Annotated in this window: 22 protein-coding genes and 1 riboswitch; of the genes, 9 read left to right on the forward strand and 13 right to left on the reverse strand. The window is 64.1% G+C overall.

The features are described 5' to 3' along the window. Positions 1–573 precede the first annotated feature (573 nt). The 3 genes from N0B51_RS10515 to N0B51_RS10525 all read left to right on the forward strand — a co-directional run bounded on the left by N0B51_RS10515 (position 574) and on the right by N0B51_RS10525 (position 3,791). The gene (locus N0B51_RS10515; RefSeq protein ID WP_259962305.1) at positions 574–894 is read left to right on the forward strand and encodes a PilZ domain-containing protein; all 321 of its coding nucleotides are present in this window, start codon (positions 574–576) and stop codon (positions 892–894) included. 531 nt (positions 895–1,425) lie between these two features. Further along, positions 1,426–2,853: a glycosyltransferase family 2 protein gene (locus tag N0B51_RS10520; RefSeq protein ID WP_259962306.1), complete on the forward strand. Its 1,428-nt coding sequence runs from the start codon at positions 1,426–1,428 to the stop codon at positions 2,851–2,853. Next, positions 2,850–3,791, forward strand: a complete 942-nt coding sequence (locus N0B51_RS10525) for a hypothetical protein (protein WP_259962307.1) — start codon at positions 2,850–2,852, stop codon at positions 3,789–3,791. The genes N0B51_RS10520 and N0B51_RS10525 overlap by 4 nt, the downstream gene beginning before the upstream one ends. Before the next feature lie 181 nt (positions 3,792–3,972). On the opposite strand, the gene N0B51_RS10530 is transcribed toward N0B51_RS10525, so the two are convergent. Continuing rightward, positions 3,973–4,476 carry a hypothetical protein gene (locus N0B51_RS10530; RefSeq protein ID WP_259962308.1) on the reverse strand — a complete coding sequence of 168 codons (504 nt, stop codon included), beginning with the start codon at positions 4,474–4,476 and terminating at the stop codon, positions 3,973–3,975. 129 nt (positions 4,477–4,605) lie between these two features. Here N0B51_RS10530 and N0B51_RS10535 point away from each other — a divergent pair, with 129 nt between their 5' ends. Further along, the gene (locus N0B51_RS10535; protein ID WP_259962309.1) at positions 4,606–5,280 is read left to right on the forward strand and encodes a TetR/AcrR family transcriptional regulator; all 675 of its coding nucleotides are present in this window, start codon (positions 4,606–4,608) and stop codon (positions 5,278–5,280) included. Positions 5,281–6,682: 1,402 nt separating this feature from the next. Further along, positions 6,683–7,282, forward strand: coding sequence for a response regulator transcription factor (locus N0B51_RS10545; RefSeq protein WP_259962310.1), 600 nt, complete (start codon positions 6,683–6,685; stop codon positions 7,280–7,282). Positions 7,283–7,743: 461 nt separating this feature from the next. Here N0B51_RS10545 and N0B51_RS10550 read toward each other — a convergent pair whose 3' ends face one another. The 7 genes from N0B51_RS10550 to N0B51_RS10580 all read right to left on the reverse strand — a co-directional run bounded on the left by N0B51_RS10550 (position 7,744) and on the right by N0B51_RS10580 (position 14,694). Further along, on the reverse strand, positions 7,744–8,181 hold the full coding sequence (locus N0B51_RS10550; protein ID WP_259962311.1) for a hypothetical protein: 438 nt from the start codon (positions 8,179–8,181) through the stop codon (positions 7,744–7,746). Positions 8,182–8,218: 37 nt separating this feature from the next. Further along, positions 8,219–8,322, reverse strand: a riboswitch (SAM-I-IV-variant riboswitch). A 660-nt stretch (positions 8,323–8,982) separates the two neighbouring features. Next, positions 8,983–10,284: a UDP-N-acetyl-D-mannosamine dehydrogenase gene (gene wecC / locus N0B51_RS10555; RefSeq protein ID WP_259962312.1), complete on the reverse strand. Its 1,302-nt coding sequence runs from the start codon at positions 10,282–10,284 to the stop codon at positions 8,983–8,985. 65 nt (positions 10,285–10,349) lie between these two features. Next, the gene (gene wecB, locus N0B51_RS10560) at positions 10,350–11,486 is read right to left on the reverse strand and encodes a non-hydrolyzing UDP-N-acetylglucosamine 2-epimerase (protein WP_259962313.1); all 1,137 of its coding nucleotides are present in this window, start codon (positions 11,484–11,486) and stop codon (positions 10,350–10,352) included. Positions 11,487–11,510: 24 nt separating this feature from the next. Then, positions 11,511–12,080 carry a VOC family protein gene (locus N0B51_RS10565; protein ID WP_259962314.1) on the reverse strand — a complete coding sequence of 190 codons (570 nt, stop codon included), beginning with the start codon at positions 12,078–12,080 and terminating at the stop codon, positions 11,511–11,513. Continuing rightward, positions 12,077–12,229 (reverse strand): hypothetical protein, encoded by a 153-nt coding sequence (locus tag N0B51_RS10570; protein WP_259962315.1) that lies wholly within the window; start codon positions 12,227–12,229, stop codon positions 12,077–12,079. Before N0B51_RS10570 ends, N0B51_RS10565 begins: the two co-directional genes overlap by 4 nt. 6 nt (positions 12,230–12,235) lie before the next feature. Further along, on the reverse strand, positions 12,236–13,336 hold the full coding sequence (gene hppD / locus N0B51_RS10575; RefSeq protein ID WP_259962316.1) for a 4-hydroxyphenylpyruvate dioxygenase: 1,101 nt from the start codon (positions 13,334–13,336) through the stop codon (positions 12,236–12,238). Between the two features lie 89 nt (positions 13,337–13,425). Beyond that, on the reverse strand, positions 13,426–14,694 hold the full coding sequence (locus N0B51_RS10580; RefSeq protein WP_259962317.1) for an acetyl-CoA C-acetyltransferase: 1,269 nt from the start codon (positions 14,692–14,694) through the stop codon (positions 13,426–13,428). A 100-nt stretch (positions 14,695–14,794) separates the two neighbouring features. On the opposite strand from N0B51_RS10580, the gene N0B51_RS10585 reads away from it, so the two are divergent. Further along, positions 14,795–15,568 (forward strand): crotonase/enoyl-CoA hydratase family protein, encoded by a 774-nt coding sequence (locus N0B51_RS10585; RefSeq protein ID WP_259962318.1) that lies wholly within the window; start codon positions 14,795–14,797, stop codon positions 15,566–15,568. Beyond that, positions 15,568–16,719 carry a CaiB/BaiF CoA transferase family protein gene (locus N0B51_RS10590; protein WP_259962319.1) on the forward strand — a complete coding sequence of 384 codons (1,152 nt, stop codon included), beginning with the start codon at positions 15,568–15,570 and terminating at the stop codon, positions 16,717–16,719. Before N0B51_RS10585 ends, N0B51_RS10590 begins: the two co-directional genes overlap by 1 nt. Positions 16,720–16,770: 51 nt before the next feature. On the opposite strand, the gene N0B51_RS10595 is transcribed toward N0B51_RS10590, so the two are convergent. Both N0B51_RS10595 and N0B51_RS10600 read right to left on the reverse strand, forming a co-directional pair. Next, positions 16,771–18,288 (reverse strand): M20/M25/M40 family metallo-hydrolase, encoded by a 1,518-nt coding sequence (locus tag N0B51_RS10595; RefSeq protein WP_259962320.1) that lies wholly within the window; start codon positions 18,286–18,288, stop codon positions 16,771–16,773. Positions 18,289–18,398: 110 nt separating this feature from the next. Continuing rightward, positions 18,399–19,274: an alpha/beta fold hydrolase gene (locus N0B51_RS10600; RefSeq protein ID WP_259962321.1), complete on the reverse strand. Its 876-nt coding sequence runs from the start codon at positions 19,272–19,274 to the stop codon at positions 18,399–18,401. Positions 19,275–19,370: 96 nt separating this feature from the next. Between N0B51_RS10600 and N0B51_RS10605 the strand changes: the two genes are divergently transcribed. Continuing rightward, positions 19,371–20,534, forward strand: coding sequence for an acyl-CoA dehydrogenase family protein (locus tag N0B51_RS10605; RefSeq protein ID WP_259962322.1), 1,164 nt, complete (start codon positions 19,371–19,373; stop codon positions 20,532–20,534). Continuing rightward, complete coding sequence (locus tag N0B51_RS10610) at positions 20,531–21,331, forward strand: SDR family oxidoreductase (protein WP_259962324.1); 801 nt, start codon at positions 20,531–20,533, stop codon at positions 21,329–21,331. The genes N0B51_RS10605 and N0B51_RS10610 overlap by 4 nt, the downstream gene beginning before the upstream one ends. Before the next feature lie 10 nt (positions 21,332–21,341). Here the strand turns inward: N0B51_RS10610 and ligD are convergent, their stop codons facing one another. Genes ligD through ku form a run of 3 tightly spaced genes read right to left on the reverse strand, consistent with a single transcriptional unit; the run spans position 21,342 to position 25,194 of the window. Further along, a complete protein-coding gene (ligD, locus tag N0B51_RS10615; RefSeq protein WP_259962325.1) occupies positions 21,342–23,858 on the reverse strand; it encodes a DNA ligase D in 2,517 nt (838 codons plus the stop codon). Next, positions 23,855–24,337 (reverse strand): MgtC/SapB family protein, encoded by a 483-nt coding sequence (locus tag N0B51_RS10620; RefSeq protein WP_259962326.1) that lies wholly within the window; start codon positions 24,335–24,337, stop codon positions 23,855–23,857. Before N0B51_RS10620 ends, ligD begins: the two co-directional genes overlap by 4 nt. Then, positions 24,337–25,194, reverse strand: coding sequence for a non-homologous end joining protein Ku (gene ku / locus N0B51_RS10625; protein ID WP_259962328.1), 858 nt, complete (start codon positions 25,192–25,194; stop codon positions 24,337–24,339). Before ku ends, N0B51_RS10620 begins: the two co-directional genes overlap by 1 nt. Between the last annotated feature and the right edge of the window lie 30 nt (positions 25,195–25,224).

Here is a 25,224-nt window from a genome sequence, read left to right on the forward strand (position 1 = left end):
AGCGGTAGCGAGCCTGGGAAGCAGATTTGGGCGACCCGCTTTCGTCTTGGTCGCGCCGGCCGGTGCGACTGGTTACTACCTCTTCTCGAGCCGAGGCGACCATCCCGGTCATATCAATAAGTTGCGGCTGCGGAATGACGTCGTGACGTCTCGCGCCACAGATGACGTCCGGGCTTCCCCCGGGTCTTCCCGGTCATACACAGGTTGGGGCCCCGGTTCGCTGTCTTTACGTCGACGTCGAAGACACCTGGTAACGAGCGGCGCCGCCACGAATATCCGCAGCACGCGGTCGGCTTGCTGATTGCGCGACGTCTTGGCGTCGCGTCGGTCGGGCCCTCGGTGAGCAGGATGACACTGAAACGGGGGCCTTGGCGCCGGCCAGAGCGAGCTTCGGGCTCCAGGCGGGTGTCGGACGCCTGCCATCAAGCGTCGAAGACGGAAAGCAACCGCTCGGTGAGCGCGAACCCCTTCGCACCCTTCCACAGTGCCAAGGTTTAATCGAATCGCAGGGGATGGACTATATCCTGGGCACAGAACATCGGTCGCGAACGTCCCCACTCATGGAGATTTCCGGTGTCGGAAGAAGACAGCTTCATCGAGCGCCGGAGGCATCCGCGCATGTCGACAGCCATTGGCGGCCTGGTTCGCACGAGCCTCGGCGCCAGGGCGCCTGTCGAGATTTGTGAGCTTTCGGAAAGCGGATTCAGCGTGACAACCGACCGTGGTCCCGTACCGCGAGCCTCGGGCTACAGCGTAAAAATCGACGGTCTCGAGACGCTCGAGACCACGTTGCGATGGAGAGGCAATGACGAAGCGGGCTTCGAGTTCGCCCGCCCGCTCCACCCGGCTGTCGTTGATCACCTGGCTGCCAAGCATCCACCAAAGCGAGGCTAAAGATGATCAGGGTCATTAGCCTAACCTCCTTGACGGCCTGCGCGCTCTATTTCGCGGGAGTAACACCTGATCGCATCAAGCAGTCGCTCGAGAACGCATCGAGAGAGCACGCGACCGTAAGCGCTCTCGACCGCGATTCCGATTGGTATTGAGCGGACTCGGCCGCGCTCTCAGGCGTCGGCACTCATGAGCCCTGCGGGCAATGCGCCCATCTCATTCGCAGTTCCTTCATATCGCCCTTTGGCCCGCCAGCAGCGCAAGGATGGGCAATGACGTGTCCGACAAATCAAACAGCTCCGAATTGAACCCGATGCTCGTGGAGCATGTCGCTGCGCCCGCAAACAGCGTGGACTAGGTCTCGTCGCCACGCGCGAGGCTGGGCGTCTTGCCTGACGTGCAGACGGACACGTCGACAGGTTTCAGTCCGGGTTCGGCCGCCGATGGTCGTCCCCGCGGCAGGCTGTCGGTCAACCTCGATGGCTAGAGCGTAAACCAAATCTCACAACCTTTGGCCTAATGGGGGGCGTGGACATGACCAGCGCTCCTAAGATAACGCGTAGCAACGACCTTCGGCTGAACGCCGAGGAGGGTGCGGCCGGCATTTCTGTCGGTCGTATCGACTCCCCCCGGAGAAAGACCGGGCTCTATCTGCCACTTCGGGTGAAGTTCACCGCCGCTTGCTTGATCGCGATCCTCTGGACAGCTTTCAGTATAGCGCTGTCGCTGCCATGGTTGCGTGACTTGTCGGCCATAGTCGGTGTGACGATAGCCGCAGTGATCATCGCGTTCATTGCCTACATCCCGGGTTTCATGAACGCCTTCCTGTTGTCGACACTTCTTTTTGATCGAAATCCCCCGCGTCGGCGAGTTAACAGCTATCCCGGCACAACGATCTTGGTTGCCGCATACAACGAGGCATCAGCGATTTACGATACGCTCGCTAGCCTCGCCGGTCAGGACTATCCGGGCAAGGTCCAGATCCTCGTTCTCAACGACGGTTCTAGCGACAATACCGTCGCACTGGCCAAAGAGGCTATCGCGGAGCTTCGCTTCCCCCGCAACATTCGCGCGCGCGTCCTCGATTTCCCGACTAATCGGGGTAAATCGGCGGTGCTCAACGACGGACTCGCCAAGGCGAGGCATGACCTGGTCGTGACAATCGATGGGGACTCATGGGTCAAGCGCGATGGCCTGCGTAAGCTTGTCGAAAGATTTCTTTCCGATCCGCCTGACACCAGGGCGGTCGCGGGGGCGGTCATGGTTCGCAATTCCCGCGCAAACTTCCTGGCGCGTGCGCAGGAGTGGGATTACTTTCACGGTATCGCATCTGTGAAGCGTATGCAGGGGATGTATCACGGCACCCTCGTCGCCCAAGGTGCCTTCTCGATCTATCGCCGTGATGCCTTGCGCGAGGTCGGCGGCTGGCCCGAATGCGTTGGCGAGGACATTGTCCTCTCATGGGCACTGCTCGCCCGGGACTATCGCATCGGCTACGCCGATGACGCACTGGCCTTCACCAATGTGCCAACCACGCTTCGTCAGTTTGCCTTACAGCGAAAGCGCTGGTCCCGGGGATTGATGGAGGCCTTCAAGGCGCACTCGCCGCTGCTTTTCAAGCGGCGTATGTCGACATTGTTCGTCTGGTGGAACGTGTGCTTCCTCCCTCTCGACCTGGTCTACACTCTCGTCTTCATCCCGGGCCTGGTTCTCGCTTGCTTCGGCTATTTCTACATTGCCGGGCCGCTGACCATCGCGGTGCTTCCGCTGACCATACTGTGGAATGGGATCATCTTCCGGATCCAATCACGTGTTTACGAGCGCGAAGGCCTAATCGTTCGACGTAACATTCGCGGCTTCTTCTTCTATGCGCTCGCATACAGCATACTCCTGCAACCTGTTTGCGTGTGGGGATACCTCGCTGAACTCCTTGGACTTCGAAAGAGATGGGACACCAAATGAAACTGGGAACAGCCAGGGGACCGGCGGTCGTGGCGATTGCCGCGCTTGTCACTTCAATCGCCGCAGGTGCCCGCGCTGAGGACATCAGTACGACTCCAGAGAGTGTTGCAGCCGGTACCGAAGTTTGGGCCAGCACCGATTCAGATGGAAGCGATGTTCTCAAACTTCTCGTCCGCGGGCTCTGGCGATACGACGACCGCGAGAAATATACCGGACTTGCTGTCGAGCAAGTCTGGTTCAACCCTTCGGTCGGTGCCGACGAGCAGGACCAGCGGATTTATCTCGACGCGGCCGACAAGCTCGGACCGGAATGGCGCTGGAGGGCGCGCATCGGAACCGACGGCGACACACTCGTAGGCAGTGCGGAGATTCGCCGTGCCGACTGGGCGCAGAGCGTATTCGTCGAACGCGAGATCGTCGAAACCGATCAGGGCTTGCGTCGCGGCATCTACTACACGTTCGCGGGAGCAAGCGCCGATCTAGGAATCGATGAAAACAATACACTAGCGCTGTCGACTGGTCTCCAGGCGTTTTCAGGTCGGAACGAGCGGCTACACTTTCGGGCGCGCTTCGTGCACGCTGTTCGCGCTGTCCCAGGGCTTAGTGCGCACCTCGATACCCGCTATTATCATTCGACCCACCCAGGAGGGTTCGACTACTTCTCACCCCGCAATTTCGTCAGGGTTGTCCCCCTCGCTCAATTTCGCCGATTCACCGGAGCGGGCTGGATGTTCCTTGCCGCGGGTGGTCTCGGCGGTCAGCGCAACACAGGCACCGAATGGTCGATTGCGCGCTTCGGACAGCTCCGTGCCGAGAGCCCGAGAAATGCCCGGGCATTCGATGCCTTTGCCGAGGTCATCTACACAAATGATTCTCTCTCGGGTGGAACAAAGTATGATTACTTGATGGGACGCGCGGGGGTCACCGTGCGCTTTTAATGGTCTTTGTCTCTTTTGTTTACCCTGCTGACGCTGGCCGAGCTCGATCGTGCTAAACTCATCTTGCTGTCAGAACGCGGATGCGCACTCTTATCTCCGGGAAACTGGCCGTTTCCTTGGACGAGGCTGTGCGGCTCAGGGCGTCGATCAAACGCGATCGACGCTCCGCAGACAGCTGACGCTACCCGGCTCGGAGCCCAGGTTCGCGTTGACCATGAAGGTTTAGCAAGTCGTCTCCGTATTCCGTTTTCAGGTTCAAGAGACAGGTTGTCCAGGCGTTTAGAATTGCTGAGGCTTCAGTCTGCCCGCTCCCGGAGATCGCGCGCCCCAGGATCGAACAACCAATCGTCGCGCGATAGCTGGCTCTCTCTCCCTGGGCCTCGATCGACAAGGCGGTTGGTTGCCCAACAAGGTAGCGCGCCGCAGCGTCAAACGCGCCTGCGTCTAGCAAGCCTTCAAACTTGGTTTCGTCGCATCCCAGTCTGACCACGTCGCGAAAGGGGGATGGGGTAAGCTGGAGAAGGTGGGCGGCGTGGCGAAGCGCGTTTTCGATGCTCCCCAGTTGCCCGCTGGCGATTTTCGCGATCCGCTCGAACCAAAGAGACGGGATCAGCGCCTCAGTTGCGGTTGTCATCATCGCCCTCCCAAGCAACGCTCCACCGAAAAGCGGCTCGAGAGCGATCACTCGCCAAGCGAGTATCGCGACAAGCCCCGGCCTTCATCCGGTTCGACTAAACGCGTTAAGTTAACGTGTCCACCTTGATTTTCAGGCGAGACAAATTCGTCTAGGGCTGAGCTCGTCAGGAGAGCCGGCTTGCCCAAGAAACCAAAGACCCCCGCCGAGCAGGCGCAAACGCGCGCTCGCATTCTTCAGGTGGCTCGCAAGGTGTATGCCGAAGAAGGCTACACTGCGGTCACGATGCGGAACATCGCTCGTCAGAGCGGATACTCGCCAGCAGCCTTGTACCGGTATTTCAGCAACCATCTCGAGCTCGTGCGCAGCATATGGCAGGATGCTGTCGATCGGATGCGAGACGACGCCTTGGCGGCTTTCGCTGCCCACGAGGACCCGATGGATCGGGTGGTGGCGGTTTTGAGGTCTTACGCAACTTTTGCGACGGCCGAGTCGACAGCCTTTCGCTTGACCTTCCTCCAGGCCAAGGTTCCTGGCGAAGACGCCGAACTGTTCAAGCGGGAGGGCCCCCTTCCAAACCTCGACCCCCGCGAGGGAACGTCATACCGCCTGCTCAAGGAGGCAATCTTGCAAGCGATCGCGGCGGGGCGAATGACGCCCGTGGACGTGGACATAGCCGCTCAAACCCTATGGGGGGCGATCCATGGCATCGTGGCACTGCCGTTCAATTTCCCGAGATTTCCGTTGGCGAAAGATAACGAGCGCCTCGAATTCGCGCTGCGCATGATGGTCAGAGGGATGGAAACAGGAGGTTCATCACCGCCTCTCGCAGAAAACGTCAGCCAGAGCCCGTGAGGCCCGGACAACCCGGCACGGCCCGCGTCGCACCAATGTCGACGATGCGGCCGTCTTTTCGGCTGGGCCTGTTTGCGGCGGACTGTTGCCAAGGTGGCTAATGCCAACCGCCCTCGACGGCCGTGTTCGAGGACGGTCGAAAGACGGGGGCACTGGGTGAGAGACCAAGGGCCCCGCCGAGCTTGAGGTTGAGCGGGTCACGGGATGGCACTGCATGCGTGGCGTGGGTTCTTCTACGGCAAACCCAAAGTCCATTCCCACCTTTAGGGGCAAGTGATCGCCCGGCCTCTGGGGCGATAGGGACTTCCAAGCCACCGTTCTTCGGTGTGCGTTCGCGAGGCCGACCTGGCATTTCTCGGGTCCCGGACGATGCTGCATCGGAACCGAGCTTGGACACATGCCTCGCACTCGAGCCGGGGGAAGACAGGTGCCGACCATAAGGAGGTGCGATCCAACGCAATCACTCAAAAGGCTCCTGGGATTCTGATTTCTTTCGCCGATCTGCGCAACCTCTCGAAAAGTTGCCGCCCGCACGATACGAAGCGGTCTCACGGGGCCACGCTGCAGCGCAGCCGCACCCCCGGCGAGGTGAGCGGGTCGCCAACGAATTCGACACCCTCGGTCTCAAGCGTTGCCTTGACCCTTGCGAGCGTGCCACGCCTGAAAGGTGGAACGCCATCGGATGTTTCTAACCGCTGGATGGTAGCCCACCCCACGCCCGATTGCTCGGCCAAATCCTCAGCTGTCCATCCAATCAGAGCTCGCGCCGCTCTAATCTGTCTCGCAGATATTATTCTTCATCCTCCCATTGCGATGTGAGATAAGCCATATACTTGGTTGGCCTTCGAACAGAAGTCTCCCGACGCGGCGTCTTTTTCGCCGGTCCCGATACCGCTACGGCCTATCACGCCCGTCTTGTCGCCGGGCCTCGGGATCGATTGGATAGTCCTTTTTTCGAGCCCGATCCGCGGGGCTTCGCGCCTGTGTACCATCAACGGACAATCGTGCACGGCCTGCCATTGGCGGCGCGCAGCGTACGGCCGCCTTGCTGTCTGCGCCAGCGCAATCGCGGTTGGCGCTCCGTGACATTTACGCGTGGCGGATTTGAAGGATACACGAACGGCCCAGGCACAGCCAGGCGATCCCGCGCGATCGCACGAAAACTGCCCCACGATTCAACTAAGCGCCCATCCGGGGTACACGCCTTGAAGTACTTTCTATTGCCTCGAATGCTTTTTGCCTGCACCATTTATCGCGATGTTCCGCCACGCGCACCGGTTCATCTAAAGGGAGGCGGAGATTCGTGGAGTGGATGTAAAAAGCGTACTCGTTCTAGGAGTTCTAGGAGATCAGGGATTTGATAAAAAATAATACCATTGTAATGATCTCCAGCAAACTGCACGTGATCGATTCCGATCCGCGCCGTCGGGCGAAGGCGGCATTTGATTTTTCGAAACACGTGCCTTCCCAAGTCTATGAGAGCGTCAAGGAATTTATCGAGTTTGGGCCGCGCGAAGGTATCGTCTTCGTCAACGACGACTGTGATGGTGATCCTCTCAGCCAACTCCATGCGCATTTCACGAGGATGGGCAAAGCGTTACCGGTAGCGCTGTATGCGCGAACACCGCAAACGTCACGGGTCGTCGAGGCGGTTCTCTCGGGTGCAGTCGATTATCTTACTTGGCCGATTGACGAGGAATCCATACACACCGTGCTCGAGCAAATTGTCGAGCGCTTTGCGTCGTTGGACGTCGCGCAAGGGCGGCGCATCGACGCGCGCAAAAAGGTGGCGCTTCTGTCGACGCGCGAGCGCCATACGCTCCAACTGCTGGTCGAGGGCAATTCTACCAAGGACACTGCCCAGATACTCGGAATCAGTCCGCGAACCGTCGAGATCCATCGGGGAAACGTGCTCAGGAAGCTCGGGGCGGGCTCGAGCGCCGATGCGGTTCGCATCGGCCTCTACGCGGGCATCGAGGACGAAGAGCTGGCATTTCGTTGAATCGACCGGGGCCTCCACGAGACCTGCCTGGGATGCCAGATGCAGAGCTTCCCTGCGAAAACAAGTGCGCGGATGGTAAGATCAGGTCACCCTCTTCAGGACGGATGCGGCCTAACTTGCGCGTTAGTTGCCCAGCAACGCGCGTATGCCAGCGAGGTAGGCGGCAATCAGGACACTGGTAATCACCCAAGCTTCCCAGGTCAGCCGGCTGTCGGAGCGAGGCGGCGGGAAGGGTCGGGCCTGAAGCGTTGGTGATCAGTGTTCACGCGCACGCATTTGTCCCCTTCGATCCTCGCGTCAAGAGATTTGGTCTGCCGCTCCCCGTGGCAGGCCGTCTATCCCGTCCAAGGCAACGTCGTGGATGCGATCGGGCGGGGGCGAGCAAATATTCCCGCATACTCGAGCCATGGCAATCATGCTGAACTTCGACAGCTCTCCGTCGTCGAGTTGCAACGTTCGCGCTAGGGGAGAGATATTCCGGCTGGACAAACAGCTGTGCTTGCCATTTCAAGCTGCTTGACCAAGGCGTCCTGACACCTTCTCGGGATGTCATTGAGCGTTACCTCCAGAGCGACCGAAGGGTTCATTAACCGGGCGAGCGCGCCGTCGGTGAGCCATCTGTCCCCGTGGACGAAGATGTCCATGCTGTCGTCGGTGGGGGTGAAAGGCGGCAAGGTGCAGAGCGTCAGGAGGGCCAAAATAGTCGGTGCGGTGAAAGGACCCTCGACCTTGCTGCTGACCCGGTACTGCGACAGGTCACCCGATGGCGCCCGATTGCAGAGGCGCGCTTCAAAATGAAACGCGCGAGGTCCGTCGATCAAGGCAGACGCCTCGATCCACTGGCCCGGAGTATGGTCAGGCAGCACGCCCAAGTGAAAGTCGATAAAGCACAGCGGCATGGCAGTCTCCTTGGTTGGAGGCTCACGCTTGCGATTTCCGAAGCCCGCGCGTTGCCGTGTCGGCCACATCCCGTGAGAACGGAAACCACCTTATCCGGGCGGACAGGTTGGCGAGGCGTAAGCCTGCTCTTGATGATGGAGCGAGTATACCACGACAAGGCTCCGGACGCTACGCTTTGGGTAATTGAGGCTATCGTGCCCCGATCTCGACCAATCGGACGATCAAAGTGCAGCCCCAAGGGCAGCTCTCTGCTTCGGGTGCCGTCATTGCGCCGCGCCGAGACCTCTTCGGTGGCTTGCCGCAGCCCTCGCGCTCACCACTTTGAGTCTGGGAGAACAGCACAGCGCCAGCCGTGCAATTGCACGGCTGTACAGGCTGTCTGCCGTGGAGTGGGTACATAGGATCTTTCAGCGCGCGTCGACTTGAGGTCCAGAAGTCTTCACGGTCCTTGTGGTCACTGCTTCTGGTGTTCCGTATGGGCAATCTCGTGCATGCATTCGGCGCGGCTGGGAGCCATTTTTGCGACCACTTGTCGAGCATCAGCGGCGCCACGCGTTTGAGCTCGGCGTATTTTTGTCGGTTGCTATGCCGGCGACGGGCTGGACCTGGTCACTAATGGGATCGAAATGGCAGATCGAATTGAAGATGCCGTGGTGGTGGTACCAGCATATCAATTCACTGGGCCACGACATGCGCCTCGGCGGACAGCAACTCGCCGTCTCTACCGACCTTGAAGCCGAGGTGCTCGACTCACTTGGGGGGCGTCGCAGCCCATATCTTTCCGGTTGGGCTGCTCAAAGTCAGCCTGCTACGCGCAGTTTCGGCGGGCCGACGGCACTTTCGGTGTCGGTCCAAATGCCCCGGGTATCATAGATCACCGCGCCCGAGCGCTGCTCGCCTGGCACGACACGGAAGAGCTTGTGGTCGACCAGCACGATCAGCACGCCGCAGGTCTCGAGTACGGTGTCGAGATCGACGAGGGTCGCGCCTGTCCCAGCGAACTCGGCCGGTAGATCGCCCGCAAAGGGTTCGACGATGCGGATTCGTTCGCCGAACCGTCGCGCCAGGGTTACGGCGATAAACCGCGCCGGGCTTTCGCGGAAGTCGTCGATGTCAGCCTTGAAGGCGAGACCGAGGCAGGCGACCAGCAAGCCTGGGTTGGCCTCGATCAGCGCGGTGGCCCGGGCGAGGACGTGCCGCATCTTGGCGTCGTTGACTTCGCGAGCGGTGCGAATCAACCGCGACTCCTCCGGCGCGCCGTGAATGATGAACCATGGGTCGACGGCTATGCAATGTCCCCCGACGCCCGGACCGGGCTGAAGGATGTTCACCCGCGGGTGGCGGTTGGCGAGACGAATGACCTCCCACACGTCGAGGCCCATGCGATCAGCGATCATCGAAAGCTCGTTGGCGAACGCGATGTTCACGTCGCGATAGGCGTTCTCAACGAGCTTGGTCATCTCGGCGCTCCTGGCGTCGGTGGTGACGCAGGTGCCGCGCACGAACAACTTGTAGAACGCCAGGGCCTCGCGTGCGCAACGGGGGGTGATCCCCCCGATCGAGCGGTCGTTGTTTGTCAGCTCCTCCAGGATACGGCCGGGCAGCACCCGTTCGGGGCAGTAGGCGATCGCCACGTCGGGCGTGCCTCCGCCGAGGCCCGGCATCGCAAGGTCGGGCCGCAGGTCCGCAAGCCGGTCGCGCAGCGCCTCGGTGGTTCCGACCGGCGAGGTCGACTCGAGGATCACGCAGTCTCCCTTCTTGAGGACGGCCGCGAGCGAGGTCGCCGCCGCGATCACGGAGGAGATGTCGGGTGTGTGGTTGCCGTCCTTCTCGAACGGGGTGGGTACCGCGATCACGAAGACGTCGGCCGGCGCGATCTCGATCGACGCGCGCAGCAGTCCGCGTTGGACGACACCGCGCACCAGCCCGTCGAGATCGACTTCCTCGATATGAATCTCGCCGCGATTGATCGTGTCTACCACCTGCTGGCTCACGTCGATCCCGGTCACCCGGCAGCCGCTGCGGGCGATCACCGCGGCGGTGGGCAGGCCGATGTAGCCGAGCCCGATGACGCATACTTCCGGATTGGCCTCGCCGCGCATGGTTTTCCTGCAATTGCCTCGGCGTCGAGGTCTAGGCGGAAGGGGTAAATTTAGCGGAAACGTGTTTAGTTCGCCGCCAGCAGTTCGACGATCCGCGCGGTCGCCTTCCCGTCGCCGAACGGATTGTGCGCGCGGGCCATCGCGTTATACGCCGCCGGGTCGTCGAGCAGGCGCGTCGCCTCTTCGACGATGCGATCGGCATCGGTGCCGACCAGTTTCGCAGTGCCCGCCTCGACACCCTCGGGCCGCTCGGTCGTCTCACGCATGACGAGCACCGGCTTGCCGAGCGCGGGCGCCTCTTCCTGCACGCCGCCGCTGTCGCTGAGCATCAGCGTGCTTATGTCGAGCAGGCGGGCGAAGTGCGGGTAGTCTAGCGGCTCGATCAAGGCGACATTGCCCAGACCCGCCAGCGCGTGGTTCATCACCGCGCGCACGTTGGGATTGAGATGGACCGGGAAGATCACCGCGACGTCGTCGCGCATCGCCAGGCGCCGGGCCGCGTGCGCGATCGCTTCCATCCCCTCGCCGAAGTTCTCGCGCCGGTGGGTGGTCATGCCGATGATCCGCTTGCCCGCGAAGCGTTCCTCAAGCGCCGCAAGACCCGCCGCCAGTCCAGGCTCTGACGCGATCTTCGCGGTCACCCAGTGCAGCGCGTCGATCACCGTGTTGCCGGTGACGTGGATCGTGGCCGGATCGACGTTCTCGCGCCGCAGCGCCGCCGCCGCGGTCTCGGTCGGCGCGAGGTGCAGCGCGGCGAACGCGCCGACGATCTTGCGGTTGACCTCCTCGGGCCAGGGGTGGTGGATGTTGCCGCTCCTGAGGCCTGCCTCGACGTGGGCGACGGGAATCTTGCGGTAATAGGCGGCGAGCGCGCCGGCCATCGCGGTCGCGGTATCGCCCTGGACGACCACCCAGTCGGGCTTCTCCGCGTCGAGCACCCGGCCGATCCCGGTCAAGAGGTTCGCCGTCAGCGCATCGAGCGTCTGGTCGGGCTGCATCAGGTCGAGGTCGTGGTCGGACTCTACCCCCGCGATCTCGAGCACCTGGTCGAGCATCCCCCGGTGCTGGCCGGACACGCAGACGCGCCCCTCGAAGCGCGAATCTACCTCGAGCGCGTGCACCAGCGGAAACAGCTTGATCGCCTCGGGACGCGTCCCGAACACGGTGAGGACCTTGATCGTCCGGGGGGCGGCGCCAGTCATGGCGCGCGCCTTAGACGACAAAGGTTACGGTTTGCCAGACGCGTGTTCCTTGCGCGCGATCTCGTGCAGCCAGTCCGCGTGGCGCGGCGCCTTCTTCGTCTGCGACCATTCGTCGAGCATCATCGGGGCGACGCGCTTGAGTTCGGCGTACTGTTCGTCGGTACCGATGTCGGCGGCAAGCTCGACCCGGTGGCCGTTGGGATCGAAGAAGTAGATCGACTTGAAGATCCCGTGATGAGTGGGGCCGAGCACGTCGATGCCCTGGGCCTCGACGTGTGCCTTGGCCGCGAGCAGTTCCTCCTCGCTCCCCATCTTGAATGCGAGGTGCTGGACCCACGCCGGGGTATTCTCGTCGCGGCCCATGTCCTTCTGGTTGGGCAATTCGAAGAAGGCGAGGACGTTGCCGTTACCCGCATCGAGGAACACGTGCATGTACGGGTCATACTCGCCGGTCGAGGGCACGTGATCCTCGGCAAAGGCGGTGGTGTAATCCATGCCGAGGACGCGGCCGTACCACTCGACGGTTTCCTTGGCGTCCCTGCAGCGGTAGGCGGCGTGGTGAATGCCGCCCAGGCTGATCGGTTTCTCGGTCATTTCGTCGCATCCTTCCAGCCCAGCCGGGCCTTGAGTTCGGTCTCGCTCATCACCGTCTTGTCGCCGCCCCAGCATCCCAGTGGCATGGAAAGCTTTTGCCTGAGTATCTCGCGTGCCCGGGCGGCCCGTTCTTCGCTAATGAGCGGCATCGCTTTCTACTCCGCGGGTTCCTCGATCTTGAGCGCGCCGCGCTGGATCTGGTCGCGCTCCATGCTTTCGAACAGCGCCTTGAAGTTGCCCTCGCCGAAGCCCTCGTCGCCCTTGCGCTGAATGAACTCGAAGAACACCGGGCCGACCTGCGCCTGCGCGAAGATCTGCAGCAGGAGGCGGGGCTGGCCCCCATCGGTGGTCCCGTCGAGGAGGATGCCGCGCATCCTGAGCGCCTCGGCGTCCTCGCCGTGGCCCGGCAGTCGTTCGTCGAGCATCTCGTAATAGGTGGCCGGCGGCGCGGTCATGAACGGCACGCCGAACTGCTTGAGCTTGTCCCACGCGGCGACGAGATCGTCGCAGATAAGGGCGATGTGCTGGATGCCCTCGCCGTTGAATTCGCGCAGGAATTCCTCGATCTGGCCGCCGCCGCTCTTGCCTTCCTCGTTCAGGGGAATGCGGATCTTGCCGTCGGGCGCGGTGAGCGCCTTGCTGGTGAGGCCGGTGTATTCACCCTTGATGTCGAAATAGCGGATCTCGCGGAAGTTGAAGAGCGTCTCGTAGTAATCGGCCCAGTATTTCATCCGGCCGCCGTAGACGTTGTGCGTCAGGTGATCGATGCGCTGGAAGCCGGCACCCTCGGGGTGCTTGTCGACGCCGGGCAGGTATTCGAAATCGATGTCGTAGATCGACAGGCCCTCGCCCTGCTCGTCCTCGTACCGGTCGACGAGATAGAGGATCGCGCCCCCGATGCCGCGGATGGCGGGAATGTGCAGTTCCATCGGCCCGGTCTGCACGGCGACCGGCTCTGCGCCCTTCGCGAGCAGGTGGTCATACGCCAGCCTCGCGTCGCGCACGCGGAACGCCATGCCGCAGGCCGAAGGTCCGTGCTCGCGGGCGAAGTACCAGGCGGCGCTTTTCGGCTCGTAGTTGGCGATCAGGTTGATGCCGCCCTGCCGCCAGAGGTGCACGTCCTTCGACCGGTGCTGCGCCACGCGGGTGAAGCCCATCGCCTCGAACACCGGCTCCAGAACGCCCTTTTCGGGGGCGCAGAACTCGACGAACTCGAATCCGTCGAGGCCGGCGGGGTTTTCGAACAGGTCGGGCATGAGCAGTCTCCGGTGATTAGTTTCTTGTGAAACTATCTAGCAAGCGGCGGGTCATTTGTCAAAGCCCGCCCCCCGATGCCCGACCCGCCTCAGTCGACGAAGTCGTCGACCCGTTCGACGATGATCGCCGGGGCCATGCCGCCCGCGGCGCACATCGTGACGAGGCCGTAACGGCCGCCCGTGCGCTCGAGCTCGTCGACGATGGTGCCGATGAGGATCGAGCCGGTGGCACCGATCGGGTGGCCCAGCGCCATCGCGCCGCCGTTCACGTTGACCTTGTCCTCGGGCAGGTCGAGGTCGCGGATGAACTTCGCCGCGACCACCGAGAACGCCTCGTTGATCTCGAACAGGTCGATGTCGTCCTTGGTGAGGCCCGCCTTCTGGAGCACCTTCTTCGCCGCCGGGACGGGGGCGTTGAGCATCAGCGTCGGGTCGTCACCCTGGTTCGCGGTGGCGACGATGCGGGCGCGCGGCTTCATCCCGTGCGCCTTCGCGTAGTCCTTGCTCGCGATGAGGATCGCCGCCGCCCCGTCGACCACGCCCGAGCTGTTGCCCGCGTGGTGAAAATGCCTGATCTCGAGGTCCGGATACTTCTGGTTGATCAGCTTGCGGAAGGTCGTGCCTTTTTCGTCGAGCGGGGCGTCGGCGACTTTCTCGAAGCTGGGCTTGAGCTCGGCGAGGCCCTCGGCGGTCGTCTCCGGACGGGGGAATTCCTCGCGGTCGAGCACCAGCGTCCCGCTCTCATCGTAGACCGGCACGACCGACTTCGCGAAGCGCCCTTCCTTGATTGCCCGGTCGGCGTTGCGTTGGCTGCGCAGCGCGAGCGCGTCGAGCTCCTCGCGGGTAAACCCTTCCATGCTCGCGATCGCGTCGCCGCACACCCCCTGGTGGCTCTGCGGGTGAACGCCGCGCAGGCGCTCGTTGCCCGCGCCCATCCCGAGCGGGCGGATGCCGGCCTGCATCTCCTCCTGCATCGCGGAGGAGGTGTAGCTCATCATCTCGGTCCCGCCGGCGACGACGAGATCGGCCATCCCGCTCATCACCTGCGCCGCGGCGAGGTTCACCGAGGTGATGCCGCCGCCGCAGAACCGGTCGAGCGTCATGCCCGAACTGGTGACGTCGTAGCCGGCGTCGAGCGCGGCCATCCGGCCAAGATCGCCGCCCTGCTTGCCTTTCTGCGAGGAGGTCGACCAGATCACGTCGTCCACGTCCTTCGTGTCGAGGTCGTTTCGCTCGGCGATCGCCTTGAGCACCGTCGCGGCCAGGTGCTGCGGGTGCATGTGCGCCAGCGCGCCCTTGCCGACCTTGCCCACGCCCCGGGGGGTGCGCACCGCGTCGATGATGTAGGCCTCGGCCATCAGTCGTATCCTCTCACGTTTCTGGAATCAGGTTGACGCAAGCGTAAACCTTGCCGACAACTCGCACAAGACGAGTTGCAAAGAGAAATGGGAGAGCGCCGTGGCAGAGACCGCAAGCGATGAATTGCTGACCGAGGTGCGCGACGGGGTCCTGATCGTCACGATCAACCGTCCCGAGGCGAAGAACGCGATGAACAAGGCGGCCGCCGAGGGGATCGCGGCAGCGATGGACCGGCTCGACGCCGACGACGACCTGCGTGTCGGCGTGCTGACCGGGGCGGGCGGTACGTTCTGCTCGGGCATGGACCTCAAGGGCTTCCTGCGCGGCGAGTCGCCCTCGGTCGAGGGGCGCGGGTTCGGCGGGGTGGTGCAGGCGCCGCCGAAGAAACCGCTGATCGCCGCGGTCGAGGGCTACGCGCTCGCCGGCGGGCTCGAGCTGATGATCGCGTGCGACCTCGTCGTCGCGAGCGCGGGGGCGAAGTTCGGCATACCCGAGGTCAAGCGCGGGCTCGTCGCGGCGGCGGGCGGGGTGATGATGCTGCCCGACCAGATCCCCGAGCGGATCGCGATGGAACTGGCGCTGACCGGTGAATTCATCGACGCGGACCGGGCCTACGAGCTGGGGCTGATCAACAAGGTGGTCGAGGGTTCGGCGCTCGAGGGAGCGCTCGATCTGGCGGCGAAGATCGTCGCCAACGGACCGCTCGCGGTGCGGGTGTCGAAGGCCATCGTAAAGGAATCGCGCGGCTGGCCGATGGACGAGCGGTACGACCGGCAGGCACAACTGATCGCTCCGGTCTTCACGTCGGAGGACGCGCGCGAAGGCGCCGCCGCTTTCGCCGAGAAGCGCAGCCCCAACTGGAAGGGCCGCTGATGCCGGGACCGCTCGAAGGGATTCGCATCGTCGAGTTTGCGGGGATCGGGCCCGGGCCGTTCTGCGGGATGATGCTCGCCGACCACGGGGCCGAGGTTATCCGCATCGACCGCGCAAGCGGCTCGCGCGGGGGCTCGCAGCCGGTGACGACCAAGGACGTGCTCGCGCGGGGGCGCAAGTCGATCGCGATAAACCTCAAGACCGCCGAAGGCGTCGCGCTCGCCCGGCGGCTTTGCGCGAGTGCCGACGGGATCGTCGAGGGCTTCCGTCCCGGGGTGATGGAGCGGCTCGGGCTGGGGCCGGAGGAGTTGCTCGCCGATAACCCGAAGCTCGTCTACGGCCGGATGACCGGCTGGGGCCAGACGGGGCCCTATGCAGCCTATGCCGGGCACGACATCAACTACATCGCGCTCGCCGGCGCGCTGGCGCACTTCGGCCGCGCGGGCGGCAAGCCGACCCCGCCGATCAACATGGTCGGGGACTTCGGCGGCGGCGGGATGATGCTTGCGTTCGGCATGGTCGCCGCGCTGCTCAACGTCGCGCGAGGAGGGCAGGGCCAGGTGATCGACGCCGCGATGACCGACGGCACCGCGGTGCTGATGAGCATGATGCACGGGATGCGCGCGATGGGCGTGTGGTCTGAGGACCTGGGCGTCAACCTGCTCGACACCGGCGCGCACTTCTATGACACTTACGAAACGGCCGACGGCAAGTACGTATCGATCGGCAGCATCGAGCCGCAGTTCTACGCCGAGCTGCGCCGGCTGGCGGGCCTCGCCGACGATCCCGAATTCGATGCCCAGCACGACCGCAAGGCGTGGCCCGCGCTCAAGGACAGGCTCGCCGCGTTGTTCAGAACGAAGACCCGCGCCGAGTGGGACGCGCTGATGGAGCACACGGACGTCTGCTACGCCCCCGTCCTCACCATGAGCGAGGCCTACGAACACCCGCACAACCGGGCTCGCGGGACTTTCGTGGATGTCGGCGGCGCGATGCAGCCCGCACCCTCGCCGCGCTTCTCTGGCACCGCGACCGCCGCGCCGCGTCCCGCACCGATGCCTGGCGATCAGACCGACGACATTCTCCGGACCCTGGGAATCGACGGGGACGAGGCAGCCGCGCTCAAGGCCGCCGGAACGGTGGCCGGCTAGAACCGGCGGCGGGCACCGATCCGGCCCCGACGGCGCAGCCTCGCCGTTCGCCTATCCGCCCGACTTTCCGGCTTCTTCCGCGACGATGTAGAGATAGTCGACGAACGCCATCGTGGCTTCGTCGAGTCCGTTGACCTTCGGGTTGTTGCTTTCGATCAGGAACCATTCGTCGGGAGCGTGTGCGCCGCCGCCGCGCGCGACCCCGAACTGCGATGCCGGCAGGTTGAGCGGCGCGCCGTTGAAGATGACGCCGGGCCAGCTCCCTGCGTTGCGCGGCGTGATCGAATAGGGGACGCCGCTACGCTCGAAGAGGATCTTCTGGGCCCTGATCAACGCGCTGTCCTCGTCAGTTTCGTTCGGCCCGTATCCGCCCGAAACGGTCACCCGCACGTCGTCGAAACCGCGCTTGGCAAGGTGCGCCTTCAGCTTTCCGACGGCCTCGTCCTTGGTCATCGCGGGGACCAGCCGGAACTCGAGCTTCGCCTCTGCCCGGCCCGGAAGCACTGTCTTGCCGCCGGGTCCGGTGTAGCCGCTGACCAGGCCCTGGATGTTGACCGTCGGCTGCGACACGAGCCGTTCGAGGCTGGTCACGTAGGGTTCGTCGTCGATCCACCGCCCAACCCCGAGCAGCTTCTTCGCTTCGGACTCGGGGTTCTGCGCGGCCCCTTGCGCGATCAGTTCCTTCTGCCGCGGGGAGAGCGGGCGAACGTTCTCGAACCAGCCGTCGATCGCAGGGGTATGTCCGTCGTCGGCGACCAGCGTGTTCAGCGCCTTGACCAGCCGCCACGCCGGGCTTTCGATCCGCGCGTGGTTCGATGAATGGATGTCGGTCCTGGGATAGGCATCGGACGTTTCGCCCCCGACGACAAGCTGGAACTCGACCGCTCCTTTCGCGCCGAGGGTGATGGTGACATTGCCTTCGCTGCCCTGTGCGGCGGCCGGAATGAACACGCCGATGCTCTTGGCCAGCGCATCGCGCACTTCGGGTACGACGACGACCTGATGGAAGTTGGTCGAGGCCACCTCCTCCTCCCCTTCGGCCACCAGCACGAGGTTCACCGGAAGCCGCCGCCCGCTTGCCTGGATGGCCTTGATCGCCGCGAGAAAGGCGGTTTCCGGACCCTTCTGGTTGACCGCGCCGCGGCCGACAAGGGTCTTGCCCTCGCCCGGGCGGTCGACGAGCGCGCCTTCGAGTGGCGGCGACGACCATTCCGCCGGATCGAACTGCTTCACGTCGTACATGAAATAGATGCCCAGGGTCGTGTCCGCACCCGCATCGAGCGTGGCGAAGACGCCAGGGACACCATCGGTGGGAATCACCTTGGCCTGCTGGAAGCCCGCATCGAGCGCAAGCTGGCGCATGTACTCGGCGCCTTCGGCGGTGTTGCGGCGCTCGGCCGCGATCGTCGGCAGGGCGATCCAGTTTCTCAGCGCCTCGACCGTCGCGTCGTGCCGCGCCGAGACGATCTGCGCGATCTCCTCTCGCCGGGGGGTTTCCGCCGAAAGGGGGACGGCCGCCGCCAGCATGACCACCGCCGCAATCCCGCACCCTAGACCCAGCTTCCGCATTCACCCGCTCCCTTGATGTTAAGCGCCGGGAATTGAAACTATTTCTTCCCGTTCGTCCAGAACCTATCCGATTGGCAGGTCGGCCGCCGCACGGGCGACCTTCAAGCCGCTCAGCCGATAAAGGCCGCAACCTCCGCCACGAAATCCTCGAAACGGTCGTGATGCACCCAGTGTCCGGCGCGTTCGTATTCGCTCACCTTCACATTGAGCCCGAAGTGCGCGAGCCGCCCGTCCTTCTCCGGGTTGCTGGCCCAGGAATCGGCGCCGTAGATCATCAGCGTCGGACAGGTGATCGCGGCCCACAGCGCGTGCTGTCCCCTCGTGGGCACGTCGTCGGGCGGCCAGGCGTGCAGATGGGGGTCGAACTTCCAGCTGAAGGTGCCGTCCTCGTTGCGCATCACCGCGTGCAGGGTGAGGTGGCGCGCCTGTTCGGCAGAGAGGTAACTATTCGCCTCGCGCATCCGCTTCAGGCAATCCTCGAAGGTGTCATACTTGCGCACCTGTCGTGCGCTCGCCTCGCGCTTCTTGTTGATCCAGCCGGTCCACAGGTCGCCGTAGGGGCGTTCGCGGCGCTCCTTGATGATCCTGGGGCTGGGGCCGAGGCCCTCGATCGCGACGAGCCGCCGTACCTTATCGGGATAGAGCCCGGTGTACCGGGTCGCGATGTTGCCGCCCAGCGAATGCGCGACGATCGTCACCGGCTCGAGGCCCAGCTGGTGGACGAGCTGGGCGAGGTCGTAGACATAGCCCATCGTCGTATAGACGCCGTTGTTGTTCCATTCGCTGTCGCCGTGGCCGCGCAGGTCGGGGCAGATCACGTGCCAGTCGTCGCGGAAGCGCTCGGCGGTCCAGTCCCAGTTGCGGCAGTGGTCGCGCCCGCCGTGGAGCAGGATAAGCGGCGGTGCATCGGGGTTTCCCCAGTCCGCGTAATGCAGCTTGGTGCGCTGGCTGATATAGCTTTGCGAGGTGGGGCCACTCTCGATCATGCCTGCCCTTTACGTAAGCGGAAAATTCCGTTGCGGATCGCTACCCGCCTGATACGCTCCCGCCAAGACAAGAATCAAACGAGAGGACCCACGCCCATGCCCGTCGTCGACGTGCCCGATCCCGAGTTCATGGCCGACGAGGAGATCGCGATCTTCCGCGACGCGGTCGGCAAGTTCTACGAACAGCACGCGCCGCCAAAGCGCGTCGAGAAATGGCGCGAGGACGGGCAGGTCGAGGCTGAGTTCTGGCGCGAGGCCGGGGCGGCCGGCCTTCTCGGCATGACGGTGCCCGAAGAATACGGCGGCCACGGCGGCGATTTCCGACACGATCTGGTGGTGCTCGAACAACAGGCGGAAAAGGGCGTCGACGGGTTCGCCGCGTCCTTACACAACGTGATCATCCTGCCCTACATCGTCCGCCACGGGACCGAGGAGCAGAAAAAGAAGTGGCTGCCCAAGCTCGTCTCCGGCGAGCTGATCAGCGCCATCGCGATGACCGAGCCGGGTGCCGGTTCCGACCTGCAGAGCATCACCACGACCGCGATCAAGGACGGCAACGGCTATCGCCTCAACGGGGCCAAGACCTTCATCTCGAGCGGCCAGCTCGCGAACCTGATCATCGTCGTCGCCAAGACCGATCCCAAGGAAGGCGCCAAGGGCATCAGCCTGATGGTGCTCGAAACCGAAGGGGCCGAAGGTTTCCGTCGCGGCAAGAAGCTCGACAAGATCGGGCAGGACGCTGCCGATACCAGCGAACTGTTCTTCGACGATGTCTACCTCCCGTCGGACAGCGTGCTCGGCGGGGTCGAGGGGCGCGGGTTCTACCAACTGATGGGCGAGCTGCCGCAGGAGCGCCTGGTGATCGCCGTGGGCGCGATGTCGACGATCGAGAAGGCGCTCGACACGACGGTCGAATACGTCAAGCAGCGCAAGGCGTTCGGCAAGACGATCTGGGACTTCCAGAACACCCAGTTCGTGCTCGCCGACCTCAAGGCCCGGGCGACCGCCGCCAAGGTGTTCCTCAACGACTGCATCGCCAAGGTGCTGAAGGGCGAGCTCGACGTCACCACCGCCTCGATTGCCAAGTACTGGCTGACCGAGCTCCAGGGCGAGGTGGTCGACAAGTGCCTCCAGTTCCACGGCGGTTGGGGCTACATCAACGAATACGCGATCGCGAAGATGTACCGCGACAGCCGGATCACCCGCATCTTCGGCGGATCGAACGAGATCATGAAGATGCTGATCGCGAGGTCGATGTGAGCGGCGGGGCCTCGGCGTTCCGCGACGGCCTGCTCGAGGGCAAGGTCGCCTTCGTCGCCGGCGGGACGAGCGGGATCAACCTCGGCATCGCGAAACGCTTCGCCGCGCTCGGCGCGAAGGTCGCGGTCTGCGGGCGCGACCCCGAAAAGGCCGCGCGCGCGGCGGGGGAAATCGGGTCCGACGCACTGGGGCTTTCCGCCGACGTGCGCGATTTCGGCGCGATCCGCGGCGCGCTCGAACAGGCGAGTGGCGACTTCGGCCCGCTCGACATCGTGGTCGCGGGCGCGGCGGGCAATTTCCTCGCTCCCGCGCTCGGCATGTCGGCCAACGCTTTCAAGACGGTCGTCGACATCGACCTGCTGGGTACGTTCAACACGTTCCGCGCGTGTCACGACCTGCTGGCGAAACCCGCCTCGCTGATCGCCATCACCGCGGGCCAGGCCGAACAGGCGATGGCCTTGCAGGTCCACGCCTGCGCCGCGAAGGCAGGGGTCAACCAGGTCATCCGCACGCTCGCGATCGAGTGGGGGCCGGACGTGCGCGTCAACGGCATCTCGCCCGGACCCATCGCGGGCACCGAGGGCATGGCGCGCCTTGCCCCGAACCCTGCGCTCAAGGAAGCGAGCGAGAACCGCATCCCCCTGAAGCGTTGGGGCGAAATCGACGAAATCGCCGAGGCGGCGGTGTTCCTGAGCTCGCCGTCTGCCACCTACATCACCGGCGCGATCCTCGACGTCGACGGCGGCAGCAGCGTGGGCGACGCGGGGCGGATGGATATCGCCAAGGGCCTCTCCTAGCCCTGGTGCGCTAGATTTCGGGCAGCGACTGTTCGGCAAAGCCCCAGCCGGCCAGTCCCTTGCCCTTCGCGCGGGTCATCAGCGTCTTCGCGTCCGAGATCGAATACGGGTGGGCGTTCTCGAAGTCCTTGAGCTCGCCCCAGGCAATCGGGAGCGCGACCGGCGCGCCTTCGCGGGCGCGGGCAGAGTAGGGAAGCACCGCGGTGCTGCCGCGCTGGTTGCGCAGGTAGTCGATGAAGATCTTTCCCTTGCGCTTGGCCTTGCTCATGTTGGCGACGAACCGGTCGGGCTCGGCCATGCTCAGCGCCTCGGCGAAACGTTTCGAGAAGTCCTTGTGCGCGTCCCACGAATGGCCGGGGGTCAGCGGGACCACGACGTGCACGCCCTTTCCCCCCGACAACATGGCGTAACTGGCCAGCCCGATGTCGGCGAGCCGGGCATGGATGTCCTTCGCCGCCGACTTGACGTCCTCGAAGTCGAGCCCCTCGTCGGGGTCGAGGTCAAAGATCATGCGGTCGGGCTTCTCGACGTCCCACGAGCGCGAGCCCCAGCCGTGGAACTCGATCGTGCCCATCTGCACGCAGGCGACCAGGCCCGCGGCGTCCTCGACGTAGAGATAGTCCTCCGTTCCGCCGTCCTTCTCGACGATCGGCACGTGGCGAACGTGCGGCCCGAACGATCCGCTGTCGTGCTTTTGGAAGAAACACTTCTTGCCGCGCCCTTGCGGACAGCGGACGAGACTGATCGGACGCTGCGCCGCCCACGGCAGCATCAGCGGGGCGATCGCCGCATAGTAATCGGCAAGCTCGCCCTTGGTCTGGCCGCTTTCGGGAAAGATCACCCGGTCGCGGCTCGATACCTTCACCTCGACCTCGTCGCGCACGACCGCCTCGGGCGTTTCGGGCGTCACCGCTTCGGCGTCCTTGTCGCCGCGCAGGCCCAGGAAGCTGCCGTGGCGCACGTTGCCCTCGGCGGTGAATTCGGAAAAGGCGATCTCGGCGACCAGCCTGGGCGTGACCCATGTCACCCCGCGCGCGGACGCCTTGTCGACATCTGCCGGCGGCGTCTTGCGCTCGATCCGGGCGAACCGTGCCGCCAGGTCCTCCATGGTTTCGGCCGAGAAGCCCGTCCCGACGTTGCCCTTGTAGACCAGCCCGTCGCCCTCGTGCTGGGCGAGCAGCAGCGAAGCGAACGGCCGCCCCTTCGCGCTCGACTTCTTCCAGCCGATGATGACGAATTCCTGCCGGCGGGTGCACTTGACCTTCACCCAGCTCTTCGACCGGCTGCCACGGTACGGCGCGTCGATCGCCTTGGAAATGATCCCCTCCTGTCCCGCCGCGCACATCGCGTTGTAGAGCTTCTCCCCGGCGCCGAGCACGTGGTCGGCGACATGGATCGGCGGGGCGGCGGTGGCGAGAAGCGCCTCGAGCCGTTCCTTGCGTTCGATATTGGGCAGCCTGGTCAGGTCTTCGCCGTTCGCCTCGAGCAGGTCGAACGCGTGAAAGCTGAGATTGTCCTTTTCGCCCTGCGAGCCGTGCCCGCGCTTGAGCACCGCCTGGAGCGAGGAAAAGTCCGGGTTGCCGTCCTTGCCATAGGCGACGATCTCGCCGTCGATCAGGCACGGCGGCAGGTCGAGCGCCGCGACTGCATCGGCGAGCGGCTGGAACTTTTCGGTCCAGTCCTTGCCGCTGCGCGTCCACACGGTGACCTCGTCCCCGGCAGCGGCGATGAGCGCGCGGTAGCCGTCGAACTTGATCTCGTGCATCCAGCGATTGCCCGAGGGCACGCTGTCGACGAGCGTGGCGAGCTGCGGCTTGCGGAACTTCGGCGGCTTGCCGTTCGAAGCCTTCCTGCCGGGCCTGGCCTTTTTCGCATTGTGCCGGGCCGCCTTTGCCATTTCGGCCGCGAAGGCCGCGCCCTTCTTGCCCTTGAGCGAATGCTTTCCCCCGGCGTCGGCGGCGATTTCGGCCATCGAGCGGCCGGTGAGCACGCTCGTCAGCGCGTGTTCGACGAGCGGGTCCCCCTCCTCGGCATATGCGTCGTCGATCTTGCGCAGCAGCCAGTTCTCGCGCTTTTCGTTGCCGCGGGGTTTGAGGCGGATCAGGATCCACTCGCCCTTCATCCGTTCTCCGTGCAGCGTGAAGTGGAGGTGGCCCTTGTCGATGTCCTTCCAGCTCTTGCCTTCGACCGGCTCCCAGGTTCCCTTGTCCCACAGCATCACCGTGCCGCCGCCGTATTCCCCCTCGGGTATCGAGCCTTCGAACTCGGCGTAGGACATGGGGTGGTCCTCGGTCCGCACCGCGAGGCGCTTGATCTCGGGATCGGGCGAGGGACCCTTGGTGACCGCCCAGCTCTTGAGCACGCCATCCGCCTCCAGGCGGAAGTCCCAGTGAAGCCGGGTCGCCTCGTGCTTCTGCACGATGAACAGGTTGCCGCTCTTGCTGCTCGCGCGCTTGCCCGCCGGTTCGGCGGTCTTCTTGAAGTCGCGTTTCCGGTTGTATTCGGCAAGCGGATCACGGGCGGTCATGCGGTGGAATCCTCGTCCGGGAAGAATCGGCGCTCGATCACGCGCAGCAATGTCAGCATGACCACCGAAATCGCCGCGCCCATCGCGACGAGCGGCCACTGACCAGCACCGCAGGCGAGGCCGATCACCGCCGTGAGCCACAAGTGCGCGGCTGTGGTGAGGTTCTTGACCGACCCCTTGCTGAACACGATCAGCCCCGCGCCGACGATTCCGATGAAGGCGCCCGTCGCCTCGAACACGCGCAGCGGGTCGAGGCGGGTGTTCGGCTGGCCGCCGTCGAGCGCGTGGTAGAGCGCGATGACCGAGACCGTCATCGCCGCCGCCGAAAAGCAGATCAGCCCATGCGTGCGCATCCCCGCCGCAAGACCGCGCAGTTCGCGGTCGAGGCCGAGAAGCAGGCCGATGACCGCCGCGATGCCAAGGCGCATCAGCAGATCGGCGTCGAACCAGTGGACCAGAATGGGGTCGTTCAGTTCCATCAGGCGCGTTTCTTCGTCTTCGCAGCCGAGGAGGTCTTCTTGGCCGAAGCCTTCTTCGCTGCCGGCTTGTCTTCCTTCACCGACTTCTTGAGCGCGGCCATCAGGTCGATGACGTTGGATCCGCCCGAAGCGCTCGGTTCCTCGACGTCCTCGAGGATCTTTTTGCCCTTCGCCTTCGACTTCTTCTCGATCAGTTTGTGCAACGCCTCGACGTAGCGGTCGTGGAACTCGCCCGGATCGAAGGAAGCGGTCTTCTTCTCGATCAGCGCCTCGGCAAGCTCGAGCATTTCCTTTTCGGGCTTGGCGTCGGGAATGTCCTTGAAATAGCTTTGCGCGCGGCGAACCTCGTCCTCATAGCGCAGGGTTTCCATCACGATGCCCTTGCCGCACGGCTTCAGGCTGACGAGGTATTCGCGGCCCCGCAGGGCCAGCTGGCCGAGCGCGACCTTGTTCGTCTTGCGAAGCGCCTCGCGCAGGACGACGAACGCCTCCTCGGCCAGTTCGTCCTGCGGCACGACGTAGAAGGGCTTTTCGAAGTAGAACACGTCGATCTCGCCCTGGTCGACGAACTGGACGAGCTCGAGCGTGCGCTTGCTCTCGATCTTCACCGCTTCGATCTCGTCGTCCTCCAGCAGGACGTAGTTGCCTTTCGAGATCTCGTAGCCCTTGACGATTTCGTCGCGATCGACCGGTCCGATGCCCTGGACGACCTTTTCATAGTTGATCCGCTTGCCGCTGGGCTCGTGGATCTGGCGGAAGCTGATCGACGCGCCGCTCTTGGTCGCCGAGTAGACCTCGACCGGGATCGAAACCAGCGCAAGGCGGATCTGCCCCGACCAGTACGCGCGTGCCGCCATCGTGAAATCCCCTTGTCTTTACGGAGGATT

The organism is Tsuneonella litorea, from assembly GCF_025154015.1.
GTDB lineage: Bacteria > Pseudomonadota > Alphaproteobacteria > Sphingomonadales > Sphingomonadaceae > Tsuneonella > Tsuneonella litorea.

Coding starts and splice junctions, on each gene's coding strand:
- N0B51_RS10520 (WP_259962306.1), top strand. CDS start 1,426: ATGACCAGCGCTCCTAAGATAACGCGTAGCAACGACCTTCGGCTGAAC.
- N0B51_RS10525 (WP_259962307.1), top strand. CDS start 2,850: ATGAAACTGGGAACAGCCAGGGGACCGGCGGTCGTGGCGATTGCCGCG.
- N0B51_RS10550 (WP_259962311.1), bottom strand. CDS start 8,181: ATGCCGCTGTGCTTTATCGACTTTCACTTGGGCGTGCTGCCTGACCAT.
- wecC (WP_259962312.1), bottom strand. CDS start 10,284: ATGCGCGGCGAGGCCAATCCGGAAGTATGCGTCATCGGGCTCGGCTAC.
- wecB (WP_259962313.1), bottom strand. CDS start 11,486: ATGACTGGCGCCGCCCCCCGGACGATCAAGGTCCTCACCGTGTTCGGG.
- N0B51_RS10565 (WP_259962314.1), bottom strand. CDS start 12,080: ATGACCGAGAAACCGATCAGCCTGGGCGGCATTCACCACGCCGCCTAC.
- N0B51_RS10570 (WP_259962315.1), bottom strand. CDS start 12,229: ATGCCGCTCATTAGCGAAGAACGGGCCGCCCGGGCACGCGAGATACTC.
- hppD (WP_259962316.1), bottom strand. CDS start 13,336: ATGCCCGACCTGTTCGAAAACCCCGCCGGCCTCGACGGATTCGAGTTC.
- N0B51_RS10580 (WP_259962317.1), bottom strand. CDS start 14,694: ATGGCCGAGGCCTACATCATCGACGCGGTGCGCACCCCCCGGGGCGTG.
- N0B51_RS10590 (WP_259962319.1), top strand. CDS start 15,568: ATGCCGGGACCGCTCGAAGGGATTCGCATCGTCGAGTTTGCGGGGATC.
- N0B51_RS10595 (WP_259962320.1), bottom strand. CDS start 18,288: ATGCGGAAGCTGGGTCTAGGGTGCGGGATTGCGGCGGTGGTCATGCTG.
- N0B51_RS10600 (WP_259962321.1), bottom strand. CDS start 19,274: ATGATCGAGAGTGGCCCCACCTCGCAAAGCTATATCAGCCAGCGCACC.
- N0B51_RS10605 (WP_259962322.1), top strand. CDS start 19,371: ATGCCCGTCGTCGACGTGCCCGATCCCGAGTTCATGGCCGACGAGGAG.
- ligD (WP_259962325.1), bottom strand. CDS start 23,858: ATGACCGCCCGTGATCCGCTTGCCGAATACAACCGGAAACGCGACTTC.
- N0B51_RS10620 (WP_259962326.1), bottom strand. CDS start 24,337: ATGGAACTGAACGACCCCATTCTGGTCCACTGGTTCGACGCCGATCTG.
- ku (WP_259962328.1), bottom strand. CDS start 25,194: ATGGCGGCACGCGCGTACTGGTCGGGGCAGATCCGCCTTGCGCTGGTT.